Raw genomic sequence first — 18,234 nt, 5'->3', positions numbered from 1 at the left:
AAAACTGCAAATAAACCAAGGATAAAGATTCATTTATGACTACTTTGAGAGAATTTTTAGAAGCTTGTGAAAAATTGGGAACACTGCGGTTAATTGTTACTAGCAGTGCGGCTGTGTTAGAAGCAAGAGGCAAAATAGAAAAGCTCTTTTATGCAGAATTACCCAAAGGTAAATATGCTAATCTGCACACCGAAGGCTTTGAATTTCATTTGAACATGGACAAAATTACCCAAGTAAAGTTTGAAACGGGTACAGCAAAAAGAGGCAATTTTACAACTTACACCATTCGTTTTTTAGATGAAAAGCAAGAACCTGCTTTGAGTGCATTTTTACAATGGGGTAAACCAGGAGAATATGAACCAGGACAAGTGGAAGCTTGGCAAAGTTTAAAAGAAAAGTATGGGGAAGTGTGGAATCCTTTACCTATCGAAACTCTATAGCATTTTCTATCGTATTTTCTCAAAAATTTAAAGCAATATTTTAGCCTTGTCACGCCATGAGAAGCGGGCAAGGCTAAAATATTGCTTTAGTCGTATGTAGCGCGGCAAGCTTAAAATATTGGGTTAATCAGGTGAAAAACCAAAAATTCATCATGGTCATTGATTACTTAACCCAACAAATTAGACTAGACCCGCTAGTAGTTTGGGTTGAGGCTTTGCGTTCTCGTAGCGTGCAGACAAACCCAACACGGATCTCAGCAACCTGATATAGATATTGGTGTTGGGTTTCCTTACTTTAAACGCCACTCGCCCCAAGTCAGGAGACCCTTCTAAGTCCTTGGCTTCCAAACTTACGAATATTCTTAACAAATACGAAATTTTTCAGTATTTTGGCAACCATATCACTTGGAGTAAATCATCATGAAAGCAATGAAACCATTTCTGTTTGTCACCGACTTGGATCACACATTTGTAGGTAATGACTCAGCCCTGGTACAACTGACTCAAATGCTGACGGAGCATCGCCGAGAATATGGAACAAAGATAGTTTATGCTACTGGGCGATCGCCTGTTTTGTATAAGGAACTTCAAGAAGAACAAAATCTTGTAGAACCGGATGGCTTAGTTGTATCCGTAGGTACAGAAATTTATCTGGATGGTAGTGGTACTCCTGATGCAGCTTGGTCAGAAATTCTCTCCGTCGGTTGGAATCGGGAACTAGTATTATCGATTACCGAAAAAATTACTGAGTTAGTACCACAACCAGACTCAGAACAGCGTCCCTTTAAAATTAGCTTTTTCCTCCAGCAAGAAGTAGCGGCTAATGTGATACCACTACTTGAGTCAGAGTTAGAGAAATATGAAGTAAATGTAAAGTTAATTTATAGTAGCGGTATTGACCTTGACATTGTGCCGCGTAGCAGCGATAAAGGTCAGGCAATGCAGTTTCTACGTCGAAAGTGGAAATTTGCAGCAGAACAAACAGTTGTCTGTGGTGATTCAGGTAATGATATTGCTTTATTTGCCGTAGGCAACGAACGGGGAATCATAGTCGGGAACGCCCGGCCAGAGTTACTGGAATGGCACAGCGATTATCCCGCAGACCATCGTTACCTAGCACAAGATACTTGTGCAGGTGGAATTCTTGAAGGTTTACAGTATTTTGGTTTCCTATAATGATTAGTTATCTCAAAGGTATAGTTGCCGGTATCCAAAACCAAAACAGCAATAAAGTGATTTTGACTCTCGAAGTCAACGGGATGGGTTATGACTTGCAAGTTCCCCAACGGTTAGCCAAACAACTACCCACAACTGGCGATTTAGTGCAAATCTTCACCCATTACCAAGTTCGGGAAGAAGTACCTTTACTGTACGGTTTTGCCTCTCCAGCAGAACGAGATTTATTTCGCCACTTATTAACTGTGAGTGGTGTAGGTGCAGCCTCAGCGATCGCATTGTTAGATACTCTGGAATTACCAGATTTAGTCCAAGCCATCATTGCTGCTAACACCCAAATACTCATTCAAGCCCCTGGTGTGGGTAAGAAAATCGCTGAACGCATTTGTTTGGAACTGAAAGCAAAATTAATCGAGTGGCGCAAATCAGCAGGCTTCTTCGTCGCCACCGAAGGGCCAGCCCCCGGTATTCTAGAAGAAGTGCAAATGACTTTATTTGCCCTAGGATACACAGCCCACGAAGTCAGCCACGCCTTACACGTAGTCAGCGAAGATATTGGATTACCAAAGGATGCCTATGTAGAAGATTGGATCAGACAAGCGATCGCTCACCTCAGCAGTAGTGAGCAAGTGAGTTAAGGTAATCAGCATTTAAGTTGCATAGCAGCAGGGCTGTACTGCTTCGCAGAACCCTTAGGGTAGCCCTAACTACAAACGAATCAGTCTAGCAAAATGAATGACGATTAGCTTAATAGTCCACGGCTACTGTAGTGCAAGATTATAGCAAATTATCATCAATGATTCACAATTTTCTAAGTATAGGTTAGGAAAGCTGTTGCACCACACGATAAAATAAGAAAATGTATTGAAGTATCGACTCAGATATGGGTACTTTGCCAGAAATCGAAGCTGTTATCAAACAACTACCGGAAAATGATATTCGTCAACTAGCTGCTTGGCTGGAAGAATATTTGGAACAAATGTGGGATAAGCAAATCGAAAATGATTTGACATCGGGAAAATTAGATCGACTAATTGCGAAAGCTGAAGCCGATATTGCGGCAACCCGGGTGCAAGATATAGATGAAATCCTTAACAACTCCTGATTTTTGGGAAGCTTATGCTCAACTACCGAAGGATATAAAAGAACAAGCAAAGAAAGGATATCAACTTTGGCAGGAAAATCAATCCCATCCATCTTTACATTTTAAAAAAGTTGGCAAAAATCTTTGGTCTGCGCGTGTAACTGGTGGATATCGTGCTTTAGCTTTAAAAAAGGGAGATGATTATTACTGGTTTTGGATCGGTACTCATGATGAGTATAATGCGTTGTTAAATTAAGATTAAAATAATTTTTTCCTGTATCTGGTGGATATGGCAAGTTATCAATTTGCTTTTGTACCGACTCGAAAATAAGGCAGTGTAACTCAATGATGCTCGATTTGATCGGTTAGCAAGATATTCATCTATAATTCATGCCCCAAAAAGCGATTATATCAATATGCTCGATCCCTATGCTTGGTTACAAAATTCTCTAGAAACCATTCATCGAGCTGACTGGTATCGTTCAGTCCGTACAATCTCCGGTCTACCAGGGGCGATGGTGGTTTTAGATGGGCAGGAAGTAATTAATTTTGCTAGTAATGACTATTTGGGGTTGGCTGGGGATGAACGCTTGCTAGAGGCGGCTGTGGCAGCTATTCAGGAGTTTGGGACAGGTAGCACTGGTTCTAGATTACTCAGTGGACATCGGGAATTACATAGGGAATTAGAAATAGCGATCGCCTCTTTAAAACAAACTGAAGATGCCTTAGTATTTAGTTCTGGGTATCTAGCTAATCTGGGTGCGATCGCCGCTTTGGTAGGTAAGCGAGATTTAATATTATCTGACCAATACAATCATTCCAGCCTGAAAAATGGTGCAGTCCTCAGTGGGGCAACAGTGATAGAATACCCCCACTGTGACGCTACACAACTTAAAATCCTGTTAGTTCAGCAACGACAAAACTACCGTCGCTGCTTAATCTTGACTGATACTGTCTTCAGTATGGATGGGGATTTATGTCCTTTAGCTACACTCTTAGATTTAGCTGACGAGTTTAGCTGTATGCTGCTAGTGGATGAAGCCCATGCAACTGGGGTAATGGGTGCAACCGGTGCTGGCTGCGTAGAATATTTTGGCTGTAGTGGTAGGCAATTAATTCAAATTGGGACTTTGAGTAAAGCACTGGGAAGTTTAGGCGGTTATATAGCCGGAAGTGCTACCTTGATTGATTATTTGCGAAATCGCGCCCCCAGTTGGATTTACACTACTGGATTATCACCCGCAGACACGGCCGCCGCCTTAGCCGCCGTGAAAATAGTCCAACAAGAACCGCAACGCCGCACTCAATTATGGCAAAACGTAGATTACTTAAAACAATTACTCACACAGCAATTACCCCACCTAACATTACTACCATCCAACTCACCCATACTCTGTTTTCAGCTACCTAGTGCTACAGAATCTCTGCAAGCTGGACAGCAACTCAAAGCATCCGGCATTTTTGCCCCTGCTATTCGTCCGCCGACAGTCCCCACAAGTCGCATTAGAATCTCTTTAATGGCAACCCATCATGCAGCACATATTGAAAAATTGGTATCAGTGCTGAGTGACTTGTGATCATCAGCATATCTCTGGATGTGTAGAGACTTTGTAATAAGCATTATTATTTTTGAAAATTATATTATTTTGTCGCTGAAAATATCAAGTTATTATGTTGGTAATAGTACAATCCTCACTACTAGAAACTTTTCTTATACATTAGTAAATTAAAAATAAGTTTTGACTATAAAATACATATTTTTCATGAAAAATTAAGTCGGTGAGAAAGTTTCATCTAACTAAAGAGGTCTTTTGATCTGATCTAAGAATCTATCTGGAGATAAATTACAAAAACGTGCAAACTAGCTTAGGTTATGTAAAGCTTCTGCAATCAGTATTGGTTGTCCTAAATTTTCATGCCGTATATTGCTAGTTCTTCTTTATCACGCTTTAGCATTGCCGTATTAACAGTTGTGTTAGCACTGGCGTTAATGCTGATACTAGATCCTTGGATAGAAATGAGTAGCACGCCTTTTATACTATTTTTTAGTGCTGTGATCTTGAGTGCTTGGTATGGGGGAGGGAATCCGGGACTATTAGCAATCGGCTTATCAGCTTTACTCAGCAATTATTTTTTTCTGCATCCCCAATATGAATTATCTTTGGATATTGTTAATGCCGTAAAACTTGGTTTGTTTATTTTGCAAGGATTGCTCTTCACTACTTTGTGCGTTGCATTAAAGGATGCTAAACGCAGAGATGAGGTGAACTTACATAATCTCAAAGTGAGTGAGGAGCGGTTTCGATTAGCATTAAGTAGCTCAGAAATTGTAGTATTTCAACAAGATAGTAATTTGCGCTATCAGTGGGTTCATAATCCCCAAGGTGAAGCAACTGCTGAAGACATATTGGGAAAGTCTGACTATGAGTTATTTCCTCCTGCCATAGCAGAGCAACTAACGGCAATTAAGCGTAGAGTTCTAGAAAGTGATGTTTCTGCGCGGGAAGAAGTGTGTGTAATATTGCAGGGGAAAGTTTTGTATTATGATTTGCTGGTAGAACCCTTGAAAGTGAATAATCAGATTCAGGGAATTACTTGTGCAGCAGTCGATATTACTCAACGACAGCAAGTAGAGCAAGAAAAAGCGAAATTGGATCAGAAGTTGCAACAAGCTATTCAACAGAAAGAAGAGTCCTTAGCACTGTTGAATGCTTGGCTAGCCAGTTCACCCTTAGCCTTGGCTTTTTTAGATAAAGAACTCCGCTACGTTTATGCTAATGAGGCATTGGCTACAATCAACGGTGTACCGCAAAGCCAACATATTGGACATACTTTTAGGGAAGTATTACCAGAATGGGCTAATCAAATAGAGCCGATTCTGTATAGAGTTATGGAAACTAAAGAACCATTGCTGAATCAAGAAGTAATGGGAGAAACCTATCCATCTGGGGTTTATCGTTGTGGGCTTGTCAGTTACTATCCAGTGTGTTTACCAGATGGGCAATTGTTGGGAGTAGGTGTAACTGGACTGGATATTACCCAAAAGAAGCAGACTGAGCAAGCATTAAGAGAAAGCGAAGCCAGATTTCGGGCTATGTTCAACCAGGCAGCTTTAGGTATAGCACTTGTCGGCTTAGATGGTCAATTTCTGCAAGTCAATCCGGCACTATGTAAACTTACTGGTTATGGTCATGACGAGTTAATCCAGATGAACTTTGAGGACATTACCCATCCTGATGACTTGGAAAGTGATTGGAATGAAGCTCAACGAGTGTTGGCGCAGGAAATTAGTAATTATTCTCTAGAAAAGCGATACGTCCGTAAAGATGGTTCTATTGTTTGGGTTAATCTGACTTCATCGGCAGTGGGGAATGATGAGGGAGAAATACAATATGCTTTAGGGATTGTCGAAGATATTAGCCAAAAGCAAGCTGCACTTCATGAACGCAAAAAAGCACAAGCGACACAAAATTTTTTAGTAGCAGCTAGCACTACAATAGCAGCCTCCTTAGATTATGAAGTGACACTGAATAACGTAGCTAACTTAGCAGTGCCTATCCTAGCGGACTGGTGTACCGTAGACATTTTACAAGCAGACTGGTCAATTAAACGGGTAGCGATCGCCGCTAACAATCCCCAAAAGCTGCAAATCCTTGAGGAAATTCAACGCCGCTATCCAGCTAGTAGCGAGGGCAAACATCCATTCCGCGAAATATTGCTACAAGGAGAATCTGTTTTTTATCCTGAATTTCCGGATTCTCTGTTAGTGGAGATGGCTAGAGATGAAACACACTTGCAACTGCTGCAAAGTTTAAGAATGCGTTCTTTGATGGTGATTCCCTTCTACTCACACGGGGAATTATTTGGTGTAATTTCTTTTGTGATTGGCGAATCAATTCGATATTATCAACCACCAGACTTAGAATTAGCCACAGATATTGCCCGCCGTGCTGCTATAGCCATTGATAATGCCAGACTCTACCAAAAAACTCAACAGGCAAAACAAGCAGCAGAAATAGCTGCAAGTCGCACAGCTAGGTTACAAAGTATCACGGCGGCCTTTTCAGAAGCCCTCACTCCCGAACAAGTGGCTGATGTGGTAGTTAATCAAGGAATTGCCGCCTTGGGTGCTTCAGGCGGTTCTGTTGTCTTGTTAGAGAAAGGTGGTAAATCCCTGAAGATATTAGAAGCCATAGGCTATCCTGCATCTGTTAGAGAAAATTGGTCTAGTTTCCCCATCACAGCTAATGTTCCCATTGCGGTAGCTGCTAGAACTGGAGAGCCAATTTTTTTAGAAAACATTGCCACCTTCGTTCGCCAATACCCTATTATTGCTGATGTGCCATCTCTCACAGGTAATTGTGCCTTTGCTTGTATTCCTCTGATAGTTGAGCAGCATACAATTGGGGTTTTGGCTTTGAGCTTTGCGACAGAGCAAATATTTAATGCCGAAGACCAAAGATATATGTTGACGCTAGCACAACAATGCGCCCAAGCGATCGCCCGCGCTCAACTTTACGAAGCGGAAAAAAATGCCCGTGCATCTGCTGAATCAGCCAACCGCATCAAGGATGAATTCCTCACTGTCCTTTCCCATGAACTCAGGACTCCCCTCAATCCGATTTTGGGATGGGCTAAGTTACTCCGCACCCGCAAATATAATGAAACCATTGTCACCCAAGCTTTAGAAACAATTGAACGCAACGCTAAATTACAAACGCAATTAATTGATGATTTGCTGGATGTGTCGCGAATTTTACGGGGTAAGCTCAACCTCAATATTCGCCGAGTCGATTTACGCGCCACAATTACAGCCGCACTAGAAACAGTGCGTTTAGCCGCAGATGCTAAATCAATTCACATACACACATCACTAGATGATCATATCGGTCAAGTGATGGGTGATGGCGATCGCTTACAGCAGGTACTCTGGAATTTACTCTCGAATGCGGTTAAATTCACACCCCCAAGCGGACGAGTAGAGGTGCGCTTAGAACAGGTGGGAGTAGAAGCCCAAATTCAGGTGATTGATACAGGTAAAGGCATTACACCTGAATTTCTACCCCATGTCTTTGAATACTTTCGCCAAGCCGATTCTAAGACTACTAGAGCCGAGGGGGGATTGGGACTTGGACTAGCAATTGTCCGCCATTTTGTCGAACTACACGGTGGTACAGTTGAAGCCGAAAGTCCCGGTGAAGGACAAGGAGCAACTTTTACATTTAGACTACCACTACCCAAAAGTTGACCCTCCGAATTTTAGATTTTAAATTTTGGATTTTGGATTGTTTTTGGTACAAGCCACGCCCAATTGTGGGCGGAAAAAATCTCAAATAGTCAATCTAAAATCCCCAAGCTGCATCCCTTTATGGGTGCAGTCAATCTAAAATCTAAAATCTAAAATCCAAAATCCAAAATTGGTTGACCTTTTTTGCATTCAAAATTCCAGATCAATTTTCGGATGCAGGTATAGTAAACTCAGCATTAGGCATAGTGGGTAAAGTTATAGGCTGAGGCGTTGTTGCGTCCAATTGTACTTGGGCTTCATTCCGTGCATTGATTGCAGGCTGATCATTGGGCTTGTGTTTAATAGCTTGATCATAAGACGCGATCGCCTCTTTGTAACGTTGCAGATTAAACAACGTATTACCTCGGCTGTACCAACTTTCGTAGTGATTTGGTTTATGGCGTACTGCTTGACTATAGGAAGCGATCGCGTTTTCGTATTGTTGTAAATTGTATTGAGAATTGCCCAAACTATACCAAACCTGATAATTCTTTGGCTGAATTTTGGCGGCTTGATTATAAGCTTCTATGGCTTCTGCATAACTTTGGTTTTGGTGTAGTGACCAACCCTTACCATACCACGCTTGATAGTTATTAGAATTACCTTTCAAGACTTGATTAAATGCCTCAATCGCTTCTGGATAACGACGCAAAATAATTAAAATATTCCCTTTTGATAACCAAGCCGCGTAATAATTTGTATTGTATTTTACTGCTTGATTATAAGCTTTGATAGCATCTTCATAGCGTTTTAAATTGACTAGGGAATTACCCAAATTATACCATGCTCCTACATAATTCGGTTGGATTTCTACAGCTTTTTTATAAGCTGCGATCGCTTCCTCGTATTGCTTTAAATTTTGTAAGATTAAACCCTTATTATATAAAGCTATATAATCATCTGGTTTTAGCACTAGAGCTTGATTATAAGCCTTGATTGCATTGTCATACTGTTTTAAGTTACTGAAAGCTTCGCCTTTATTATTCCAAATTTCTGGGGAGTCATTCTTAAGTTTTAAAGCTTTGTCAAAAGAGGCGATCGCTTCTTGATATCTCTGTAATTTTTGCAAAGCTAAACCTCTACCAGTCCAAGCTTCTAGATAATTTGGCTGGAGTTGAATGGCTTTATCATACGCTGTCAATGCTGCTTGATATTGCTGCAATTGTGTGAAAGTTTTAGCTTTTCCCTGCCAAGCTTGAGGGAAATCTGGTCTAATATTTACAGCTTTTTGGTAAGCTACTAGTGCATCTTCATAGCGTTGTAACTCAAAAAATGTATTACCTTTATTAGATAATTCTGTAGCATTATTAGTATTGACACTATTAATAATAAATCTTGCCGCCACACCAGTTAAACCCATTAATAAGATTGCCAATAAAATCTTGAGTAATATACCTTGCTTATTTTGCAGAAATTTAACTTTTTTGGGTGCTAAATTTGGTGTTACAGCTTGAGGAGGCGATGACGGTTGAGTTAATTCTGCCAATGCAGCTAAGGCGGCGGTAGCTGTAGAATAACGTTGACGGAAATCATAACGAACCATTTTGTCGATAAAATCAGCAAATTCTGGCGAAACTGTCACATGATTACGCCAGATAATTTCATTAGTTTCGCTGTCTTGTTCTATTTGGCTAGCCGATAAACCCGTCAGTGCTTGAATAGCAATTATCCCCACCGCATAAATATCACTGCTAAATTTGGGGTTTCCTTGTGCTTGTTCACCTGGTATATAACCGGGTGTACCAATCACCACAGTAGATTTAGGTTGACCTGCGGTATTAATTATCTGGGTTGTGATTTGTTTAACTGCTCCAAAGTCAATCAAAACTAAATTACCATCCTCACGCCGCAGGATATTACGCGGATTAACATCACGGTGAATCACATTTTGCTGATGGACAAATTCCAGGATGATGAGAATTTCCTGTAACAGTTTTGTGACTTCCCCTTGGGAGTAAGTTTTTCCCGGTGTGATTTCTTGACTGAGGTTATAACCGGGGACAAGTTCCTGTACCAGATAAAATTCCGCATCTTCCTCAAAGTAAGCCAAAAGTTGAGGAATGCGATCGTGCGTACCTAATTTATATAATACCTGAGCTTCCGTATCAAATAAACGCCGCGCAATCTCTAAAGTAGTTGTATCTTTAGATTGAGGTTGGAGCTTTTTGACAACACACTTAGGCGAACCAGGTAAATGGGTATCAGAAGCCACAAAAGTTTCACCAAATCCCCCTCCTCCCAAGTGGTTAATAATCTGGTATCGTCCAACAAGTGTATTTCCTAGCATCCAGTGTACCTAATTGAGTGCATTGCAATCTGATTCCAATCTTGCCATAGGTTTGGGGGACTGGGGACTGGGGACTGGGGACAAGAATAAAACTAATGATTAATAACTAATCTCAATGATTCCTATTAGTGATAACTTACGCACTTATAAACAACCGTTTGTCAACTATTGGTTGATTGGTATTAATATTTTGATGTTTTTCTGGGAAATTAAATTAGAAATTGGTGGTGAATTAGGTGCTTTTATCCAGAATTGTGGTTTAGTCCCAGGGCAAATTACTACAGCTTTAAATAATGCTATATTTGTCAATCCGGCGGCTTGGGTTGTGGTGGTGGGAAGTTTATTTTCTCTGATATTTGCTATTTTTCTACACGGTAGTTTTAGCCAAATTTTGGGCAATATGCTATTTTTGTGGGTTTTTGGCAAGTCTCTAGAAAATATCTTAGGGCATGGTCGCTATTTAGCATTTTATTTAATTACGGGTATTTTAACAGGGTTAGCACAGATTTTAGTAGAGCCGAGTTTAACAGTACCACTGATTGGGGCAAATGGAGCGATCGCAGCTATTTTAGGGGCTTATGTCATCAGATTTCCTAAAGCCAAAATAGATAGTGTTTTACCTCTAATTTTTGTCTATATCCCAATGCAATTACCCGCTTATTTTTACTTATTTTGGTGGTTTATTCAACAGTTATTCTATGGTATAGGCAGTTTAAACATTCCCCCATCGGGTGTAAATCAACCTACATTGGCCTACTGGATGCAGTTAGCAGGTATGATTCTGGGTGCTGCTTATATGCGATTGAGAAAATTATACTAATTGATAGGGGTTCTTAGTTGAGTATTCGATCGCTCCTAACTTTTGAAAGCAGCCAAAAGAGAGAGTGCGCTACCATCTATTTAATAAGTTGTTGGATCAAAATTGATTGTGGCTACACCACTCAACATAAACGAAGCCTTACTGCAAGAGGTATTAGCACTTGACGATCAGGAGAATCTTGATTCTCTGGTGGAAACAGCACTTCGCGAATATATTCAACGTCGTAAGCGGCTCAAAGTATTAGACCTCTTTGGCACTATCGATTATGATGGAAGCTATGACTACAAGCAACAACGTCACCAAACATGAGTGTTATTGTTGATACTTCTGTTTGGTCATTGGCTCTGCGTCGAAGAACGCCACCTGATTCTTCCCCTGCCATCACACTATTGCAAAATTTAATCACTGACGACCAGGTTGCCTTGCTAGGCGGGATTCGCCAAGAAATTCTTTCTGGAATCCGCAGTTTTGAACAGTTTACCCGTCTGCGGGATTACCTCCGAGCTTTCCCCGATTTAGAACTCATACCTGAAGACTACGAACTCGCCGCAGAGTTTTTCAATATCTGCCGCAGTAATGGCATCCAGGGTTCAAATACTGATTTTTTGATTTGTGCAGTTGCCCATCGTCGAAGCTACAGCATCCTCACCACTGACAATGATTTTCAGATTTTTCGGGTACATATCCCTATAAAGCTTTTGTCTGTTGACGCTTAGACAACATCTTTACAAACTTTTTGGGAAGAAATGATAATTAGGAAATAGTATAGATGCAGACAATTGATAAAAAGTCAACTAAAAAAGCTTGGGCAGGTGCAATAACAGAACCAGCCAAAGAATTTCCCCTGACGCAACTACCAATTATCTCTGGTAAAATCCCCGATCGCTTGCGTGGGACACTCTACCGCAACGGTGCAGCCAGACTAGAACGAGGTGGTGTCCGCGTTGGACACTGGTTTGATGGTGATGGGGCAATTCTTGCAGTCAATTTTACCGATGCTGGTGCTAGTGCAGTTTATCGCTACGTGCAGACTACTGGCTATCAAGCAGAAACCGCAGCCGGGAAATTCTTGTATGGCAATTATGGCATGGCTGCACCCGGTGCGATTTGGAATCAATGGCGCAGGCCGGTAAAAAATGCTGCTAATACCTCAGTGTTAGCGTTACCTGATAAACTCTTAGCATTGTGGGAAGGTAATAACCCTCATGCCCTAAACCTCGAAACTTTAGAAACTCAAGGTTTAGATAATTTAGGCGGTCTAGATCAAGGTGTACCCTATTCAGCTCATCCCAAAGTTGACCCCCACACAGGGGAAATTTTTAACTTTGGCGTTACTCCCAGCATCAATGCCATTCTGAATATTTATAAGAGTGACTTTACTGGCAAGATTCTGCAAAAAGCCAAGTTTACATTAGAAGGGTTTCCAGTAATTCATGATTTTGTCTTAGCTGGGCAATATCTCATCTTTTTTGCGCCACCAGTGCAGATAAATATTTTTCCTGTGCTTTTCGGGTTCAAGACTTACAGCGACTCGATGAAATGGCAACCCGAATCAGGTACGGAGATTTTAGTATTTGACCGGGAGACATTAACCTTAGTCAGTCGTGGTAAAACAGAACCTTGGTATCAATGGCATTTTGCTAACGGTTACGTTGATGCTAGTGGCAGTGTCATTATAGATTTTGCCCGTTATCAAGACTTTCAAACTAACCAATATCTCAGGGAGGTAGCCGCAGGTAAAACTCATACTCTGGCTGAAACCACATTAACGCGAGTACAACTGCAACCCCAAACAGGTAGAGTGATAGCCATTGAAACATTATTAGACCGCACTTGTGAATTTCCCCTTGTACCAAAACCCAATGTAGGACAAGCTTCACGTTACACTTATATGTCCATATCTCGGACAGGTACAGATATGAGCCAAGAAATATTAAACGCGATCGCCCGCTTCGACCACAAGACCCAAACTCTCACTGAAGCAAACCTAGGCGAAAACTGCTACCCTTCAGAACCCATTCTCGCCCAAGATTGGCTGTTAACAGTGGTATATGATGGCAATTCTCACCGTAGCGAAGTTTGGGTATATGATAGCGATCACCTAGACGAAGAACCCGTCTGCAAACTTGAATTACCCAGCGTTATCCCCCACAGTTTCCACGGCACTTGGAAACCAGCGTGAACTACTCCAACTAATTTGATTTTAATCAGATTAGAGATGGGGTGGGCGTTTGCGTAGCAGTACGTAGTGCGGAATCTGGGTTATCTCAAAAAATATTAGGGTCTAAATCGACAGGAAAGACTAAAAGTTCTTTAGCAGCTTCAAATACTCCCGTGTGATAAATTTCAATTGCTTTAGATAAGTGACAATACTTAATTGGTATCCATAGCCCGTCACTGAAAAAATAGATGACGATTCGATAATTTAGGTACTGTTCTGAAGGAAGCGGAATGCTCCACTTGAACTGGAGATGTTGTTCTTGATCAACAGAAGTATTAGGCATTTTATAATTTTTTGTCGTAATACCATATATTGAGATACATTGATATTTTTTTCTACTGTCGGCAGTTATGTTATTAGCTCTAACTAAAGACATGAATTATCTAAATTCATTTTAAATTTTGAATCATAATAGAATAGAGAAGAAAATAAAGCATATTTAACATCACGCTCACTCAGCAATTACCCATGACCACTGCTAAACGCCGCTATCACATTACTACCTTCGGTTGCCAAATGAATAAAGCCGACTCAGAACGCATGGCTGGCATATTAGAAGACATGGGTTTTGAGTTTGTCGAAGATCCCAACAATGCCAATGTGATTCTCTACAATACTTGCACCATTCGGGATAATGCCGAGCAGAAAGTCTATTCTTACCTCGGTAGACAAGCCAAGCGCAAACATGAGCAGCCAGACTTAACTTTAGTCGTTGCTGGTTGCGTTGCTCAACAAGAAGGCGAAGCACTATTACGGCGAGTACCGGAATTAGATTTAGTCATGGGGCCTCAACACGCCAACCGTCTGCAAGATTTACTAGAGTCGGTGTTTGCAGGTAATCAAGTTGTGGCGACTGAAGCCGTCCACATTATGGAAGATATCACCCAAGCGCGGCGGGATAGCACTGTGACAGCTTGGGTAAATGTGATTTACGGCTGCAATGAACGCTGCACTTATTGTGTAGTACCCAATGTGCGCGGTGTGGAACAATCCCGCACACCGGAAGCTATCCGCACCGAAATGGCAGAATTGGGACAGCAAGGATATAAAGAAATTACCCTCCTTGGTCAAAATATTGATGCTTACGGGCGAGATTTACCAGGAGCAACACTAGAAGGGCGACACCTGCACAACTTTACAGATTTATTGTATTACGTCCATGATGTGCCGGGAGTTGAACGCCTCAGATTTGCTACCAGTCACCCCCGTTATTTTACGGAGAGACTCATTAAAGCTTGTGCAGAATTGCCTAAAGTCTGCGAACACTTCCATATTCCTTTCCAGTCTGGAGATAACGAACTATTAAAAGTGATGGCGCGGGGTTACACTCACGAAAAATACCGCCGCATTATTGACACTATTCGCCGATATATGCCAGATGCGTCAATTAGTGCCGATGCCATTGTTGGTTTCCCTGGGGAAACAGAAGCACAGTTTGAAAATACCTTGAAATTGGTAGAAGATATCGGTTTTGATCTGTTGAACACCGCCGCCTATTCCCCTCGCCCAGGTACACCAGCCGCATTGTGGGACAATCAACTGAGTGAAGAAGTGAAAAGCGATCGCCTACAAAGATTAAACCATTTAGTTAACGTCAAAGCAGCCGAGCGATCGCAGCGTTACATGGGACGCATTGAGGAAGTCTTGGTAGAAGACCAAAATCTCAAAGATAAAACCCAGGTCATGGGACGCATCCGAGGTAATCGTCTGACTTTCTTTACTGGCGATATTAATCAACTAAAAGGGCAATTAGTAAAGGTGAAAATCACCGAAGTTCGCGCTTTTAGCTTGACTGGTGAACCCGTAGAAGTACGACAAGCTTTGCCAGTCTAGAAAAAAATGAAAAATTTCTGTCTATTTCCTCTATCGTTTGTTGTTTCTGGATATGAAATATTGCCGATATAATTCACAACTTGGGATTACTTTATCTCTTAACTGTTTGATCAGTCCCATGCTACTGAGTTTATAAGTCATGATTGCATCCAAAGATATCGGTTCTTGAGCATTGATGACTGTATCTAATGCTTTTGCTAATTCAGGTTGTTCTTGTAATATTACTTGATGACGCTGCAAGTGATGTGAATAAATTCCGGTTGATGTAGCTGCTGTATCGAGGAATTGAGTAAAGGTAATGTCCCCGCGACTAAGATGATATATAGCCATATGTACCAATGATGGATGTCCTTCTACCATCGCCATCAGTTCTGTAGCTTCCTGTCCCTTAGTCCAGTTGAGTCCATAGCGTTGAGCTAACTGCTGAATCTGCTCTAGACTAAAACTGCTTAACTCTATTGGTAAACCTACATTAAATGGAGATTGCTTTAACTGGAGAGGTACATAAATCTCCGTAGAGTGAACAATAATCAGCCGTAGCTTTTGCCAGATGGGTTCTCTCTTAGCTTCCTCATACCACGAACGAAATAGAGGTAAAACATCTTTTGCTACCAAAGGATGCTCAAAGAGATATTGGACTTCATCTAAAGATAAAACGAGAGGAGTATCAATTTGCTTTAATATATGATTACGGAAATAGAGGGAACAACTAATTTTGCTGCCGATATCTTCATCCCAATAATCGTCTAGTTTCAGTTCAAGTTTTAATTGACGAGTGATATTTGCACACAGCCAGCGCAAAAATCGATTCAAATCATTCAAAATTACGTCGTCAATTTGTTCTAGATTTAAGCTAACAGTGCGGTAGCCTTGACGAGTAGCATAATCCAAGGTTCTTAGTAATAAAGAAGTTTTACCCATTTCTCTAGGTGCTTTAGTCCGCACTAAAGCACCAGGTTTTCTAATTTCTTCGCAAACTTGAGTTTCCAGCGCAGCTCGTTCTATGTAAAATGGAGATTCTAGAGGAATTGCACCACTTGGGTAACAGGGAGAATTGACCGAATTAACAATTTGCAATGCTAGCTTTTGATTTACCCAAACCAGATTAAAAATTCTATCGTAGATGGGGTTCTTAACTGTTAAATGTCCTTGATGTTGCGCGACAAGTCCCGACAAGAACAATTCTAGGTACTCAGGTAATTTCTCAAAGCGGATTTTTCCCTGTTGTAGAATCTGTTGATATAATTGCAATAATTGGATAGTTTTGGGAGTATTGCGAAGCAGGCGATCGCGAATTGTTCTTAAATGCTCTGGTTCGTCCTGAGTCTCCCAATTATTGATAATTTGGCTCTGGACAATTTGCTCAACCCACTGTGCTATTTCACCCTCTTGAGGGGGAGAAGATTCTGTGTTGTTATTGCAGTGATTGACAATTAACCAACACAGTTTTTGAGTGAGAAATGGCTGTCCATTAGTCCAATATAAAACCTCTTTTAAGATAGCTTCTGGATAACTAACTTTCCCAATTAATCCCTTTACTAAAGGTTCGCTATCTTTGATTTGGAATCCTTGTAATTCAATCGCTCGGCCAATATTAAAGGGAGTAGAATAATGTTTGTTTTGAATCAAGTCTGAAGGTGAAGCTACTCCTAACAAAGCAAAAGATAGCCGTCTGTAGGCTGGTTTTATCGCTCGGCTTTCATAGCAGTGGCGAATCAAGGCAAAAAATTCGTCGGTGGGAAACTTCAAACCCAGCACATTATCAATTTCATCAATAAAGATGATAATCTTCTCCTGAATCTGGTTCAGCAAGACCGTTTCAATAAATTCATTTAAGCACTGGACAGGAGATAAATCATCCCGTTCTTTTAACCAACTGCGCCGATGTATTTTTAGTTTAAAACCGCTTACCAATTCCTGAATAATCCCGCCATACCATTGGGAGGCCGTAATTTGCTGGCTACCAATCCCACTTAATTCGATTTCAGCACAAGCAATACCTTGAGTTTGCAACTTATCCATAGTCCTGACTCGTAAGCTAGATTTCCCCATTTGTCTAGCGTTGAGGACATAACAATACTCAAGAGCTAATAATCCTTCGTAAAGCTCTGTGTCAGCCTGTCGTACTACATAAGTAGGATCATCAGGCGGGAGACTACCACCTGGCTGATATCGATAGGTGGCGTTGAATTTGGCAAACATTGATATTTGGTGGCACGCTTAAGACCTTCTTCAGTGTTAATTCTCACATGATTTCGTGCCATTGCATAGCCGCACCTCAATGAAGTAGCTGAATTTAACTAAAATTAACTGAATTTAACTGAGTTTTAAAAGTCCTGATTTTAACTTAAATATTAATTGAAAAATTCAAACATACTAGAAAAATATTATTTAGTCCACAACTAACGATATTTAAATCCAAAATTAAAGCCATTTTGGTGATTGCTCCGGGGAAGGGATACCGTCGGGGATTGAGAACCCAACTGTAGCAAGTCCCAGAAGTTAAATAATCCTACTGGTCTGTCAAACCTAATTTTGACGGTTGGAGAAGCTTCATTTATCGCGTTTAAGGAGTTATATCTGTATGGCTCGTAAAATTATTCTCCATACCCTCAGATGTGATAAAACCGAATACTATTTCGGCGGTGACAAAACTCTTCTGGAAGTCTTCACTGACGGGAACCAGCGTGTTCAACTCAGGAATAATATGAAGCAGGGAGATACCTGGTTATTAGGCAAGTCATATGAGTTCAATCATAATGCTACAGTCAAGCTATGGGATGAAGACAACCCATCATTTTTAGATATTTATGACTTGATTGGTGAGCTGAAAGTAGGTAGTTTTAATATAAATTTAGGAACTGCAAGATTTGCAAAAGCTGCTTATTACACTCTCACATACAGTGTTACAACTTCTCCCTCGTCCCAGACTGTCCCTAATCCTCCATCCCATCCCACTATTGAAATGTTCGATGTTTTAATATTCAGTCCACTTTGACATCCTCACCGAGGTAGAACCTCGGCGATTCTTGACAGTTCACAGTAGCTTGAGGACGAATAGGACTTGTGTGTATACCTTAGCCCCA

Annotated in this window: 16 protein-coding genes; 13 read left to right on the top strand and 3 right to left on the bottom strand. The window is 40.9% G+C overall.

Annotated features, from left to right (window positions below; genetic code table 11):
* Window positions 1-35 precede the first annotated feature (35 nt).
* From VB693_RS08700 to VB693_RS08670, 7 genes are all read left to right on the top strand, one after another.
* The gene (locus tag VB693_RS08700) at window positions 36-440 is read left to right on the top strand and encodes a ChuX/HutX family heme-like substrate-binding protein (RefSeq protein ID WP_190700990.1); all 405 of its coding nucleotides are present in this window, start codon (window positions 36-38) and stop codon (window positions 438-440) included.
* Between the two features lie 429 nt (window positions 441-869).
* Complete coding sequence (locus VB693_RS08695) at window positions 870-1,616, top strand: sucrose-phosphate phosphatase (RefSeq protein ID WP_323265932.1); 747 nt, start codon at window positions 870-872, stop codon at window positions 1,614-1,616.
* A complete protein-coding gene (gene ruvA / locus VB693_RS08690; protein ID WP_323265911.1) occupies window positions 1,616-2,254 on the top strand; it encodes a Holliday junction branch migration protein RuvA in 639 nt (212 codons plus the stop codon). Before VB693_RS08695 ends, ruvA begins: the two co-directional genes overlap by 1 nt.
* 245 nt (window positions 2,255-2,499) lie before the next feature.
* Window positions 2,500-2,721, top strand: a complete 222-nt coding sequence (locus tag VB693_RS08685) for a hypothetical protein (protein WP_323265910.1) — start codon at window positions 2,500-2,502, stop codon at window positions 2,719-2,721.
* Entirely contained in the window at window positions 2,699-2,956 is a 258-nt protein-coding gene (locus VB693_RS08680) for a hypothetical protein (protein WP_323265909.1), read from the top strand. The genes VB693_RS08685 and VB693_RS08680 overlap by 23 nt, the downstream gene beginning before the upstream one ends.
* 160 nt (window positions 2,957-3,116) lie before the next feature.
* Window positions 3,117-4,277, top strand: a complete 1,161-nt coding sequence (bioF, locus tag VB693_RS08675; RefSeq protein WP_323265908.1) for an 8-amino-7-oxononanoate synthase — start codon at window positions 3,117-3,119, stop codon at window positions 4,275-4,277.
* 338 nt (window positions 4,278-4,615) lie between these two features.
* On the top strand, window positions 4,616-7,948 hold the full coding sequence (locus VB693_RS08670; protein WP_323265907.1) for a PAS domain S-box protein: 3,333 nt from the start codon (window positions 4,616-4,618) through the stop codon (window positions 7,946-7,948).
* Window positions 7,949-8,150: 202 nt separating this feature from the next.
* On the opposite strand, the gene VB693_RS08665 is transcribed toward VB693_RS08670, so the two are convergent.
* On the bottom strand, window positions 8,151-10,274 hold the full coding sequence (locus tag VB693_RS08665; RefSeq protein WP_323265906.1) for a tetratricopeptide repeat protein: 2,124 nt from the start codon (window positions 10,272-10,274) through the stop codon (window positions 8,151-8,153).
* A 115-nt stretch (window positions 10,275-10,389) separates the two neighbouring features.
* Between VB693_RS08665 and VB693_RS08660 the strand changes: the two genes are divergently transcribed.
* From VB693_RS08660 to VB693_RS08645, 4 genes are all read left to right on the top strand, one after another.
* Window positions 10,390-11,094 carry a rhomboid family intramembrane serine protease gene (locus tag VB693_RS08660; protein WP_323265905.1) on the top strand — a complete coding sequence of 235 codons (705 nt, stop codon included), beginning with the start codon at window positions 10,390-10,392 and terminating at the stop codon, window positions 11,092-11,094.
* 108 nt (window positions 11,095-11,202) lie between these two features.
* Window positions 11,203-11,403 carry a type II toxin-antitoxin system VapB family antitoxin gene (locus VB693_RS08655; protein WP_323265904.1) on the top strand — a complete coding sequence of 67 codons (201 nt, stop codon included), beginning with the start codon at window positions 11,203-11,205 and terminating at the stop codon, window positions 11,401-11,403.
* Entirely contained in the window at window positions 11,400-11,810 is a 411-nt protein-coding gene (locus VB693_RS08650) for a PIN domain-containing protein (protein WP_323265903.1), read from the top strand. The genes VB693_RS08655 and VB693_RS08650 overlap by 4 nt, the downstream gene beginning before the upstream one ends.
* Window positions 11,811-11,863: 53 nt before the next feature.
* A complete protein-coding gene (locus VB693_RS08645; RefSeq protein WP_323265902.1) occupies window positions 11,864-13,276 on the top strand; it encodes a carotenoid oxygenase family protein in 1,413 nt (470 codons plus the stop codon).
* A gap of 85 nt (window positions 13,277-13,361) precedes the next feature.
* Here VB693_RS08645 and VB693_RS08640 read toward each other — a convergent pair whose 3' ends face one another.
* On the bottom strand, window positions 13,362-13,598 hold the full coding sequence (locus tag VB693_RS08640; RefSeq protein ID WP_323265901.1) for a hypothetical protein: 237 nt from the start codon (window positions 13,596-13,598) through the stop codon (window positions 13,362-13,364).
* A gap of 185 nt (window positions 13,599-13,783) precedes the next feature.
* On the opposite strand from VB693_RS08640, the gene miaB reads away from it, so the two are divergent.
* Entirely contained in the window at window positions 13,784-15,148 is a 1,365-nt protein-coding gene (miaB, locus tag VB693_RS08635; RefSeq protein ID WP_190700965.1) for a tRNA (N6-isopentenyl adenosine(37)-C2)-methylthiotransferase MiaB, read from the top strand.
* A gap of 30 nt (window positions 15,149-15,178) precedes the next feature.
* Here the strand turns inward: miaB and VB693_RS08630 are convergent, their stop codons facing one another.
* Window positions 15,179-17,350, bottom strand: a complete 2,172-nt coding sequence (locus tag VB693_RS08630; RefSeq protein ID WP_323265900.1) for an AAA-like domain-containing protein — start codon at window positions 17,348-17,350, stop codon at window positions 15,179-15,181.
* Between the two features lie 382 nt (window positions 17,351-17,732).
* Here VB693_RS08630 and VB693_RS08625 point away from each other — a divergent pair, with 382 nt between their 5' ends.
* Window positions 17,733-18,146: a hypothetical protein gene (locus VB693_RS08625; RefSeq protein WP_323265899.1), complete on the top strand. Its 414-nt coding sequence runs from the start codon at window positions 17,733-17,735 to the stop codon at window positions 18,144-18,146.
* Window positions 18,147-18,234 lie beyond the last annotated feature (88 nt).

It is taken from the genome of Anabaena sp. UHCC 0399, from assembly GCF_034931465.1.
GTDB classification, from domain to species: Bacteria; Cyanobacteriota; Cyanobacteriia; order Cyanobacteriales; family Nostocaceae; genus Trichormus; species Trichormus minutissimus.
This window is presented reverse-complemented; position numbering and strand designations above follow the sequence as displayed.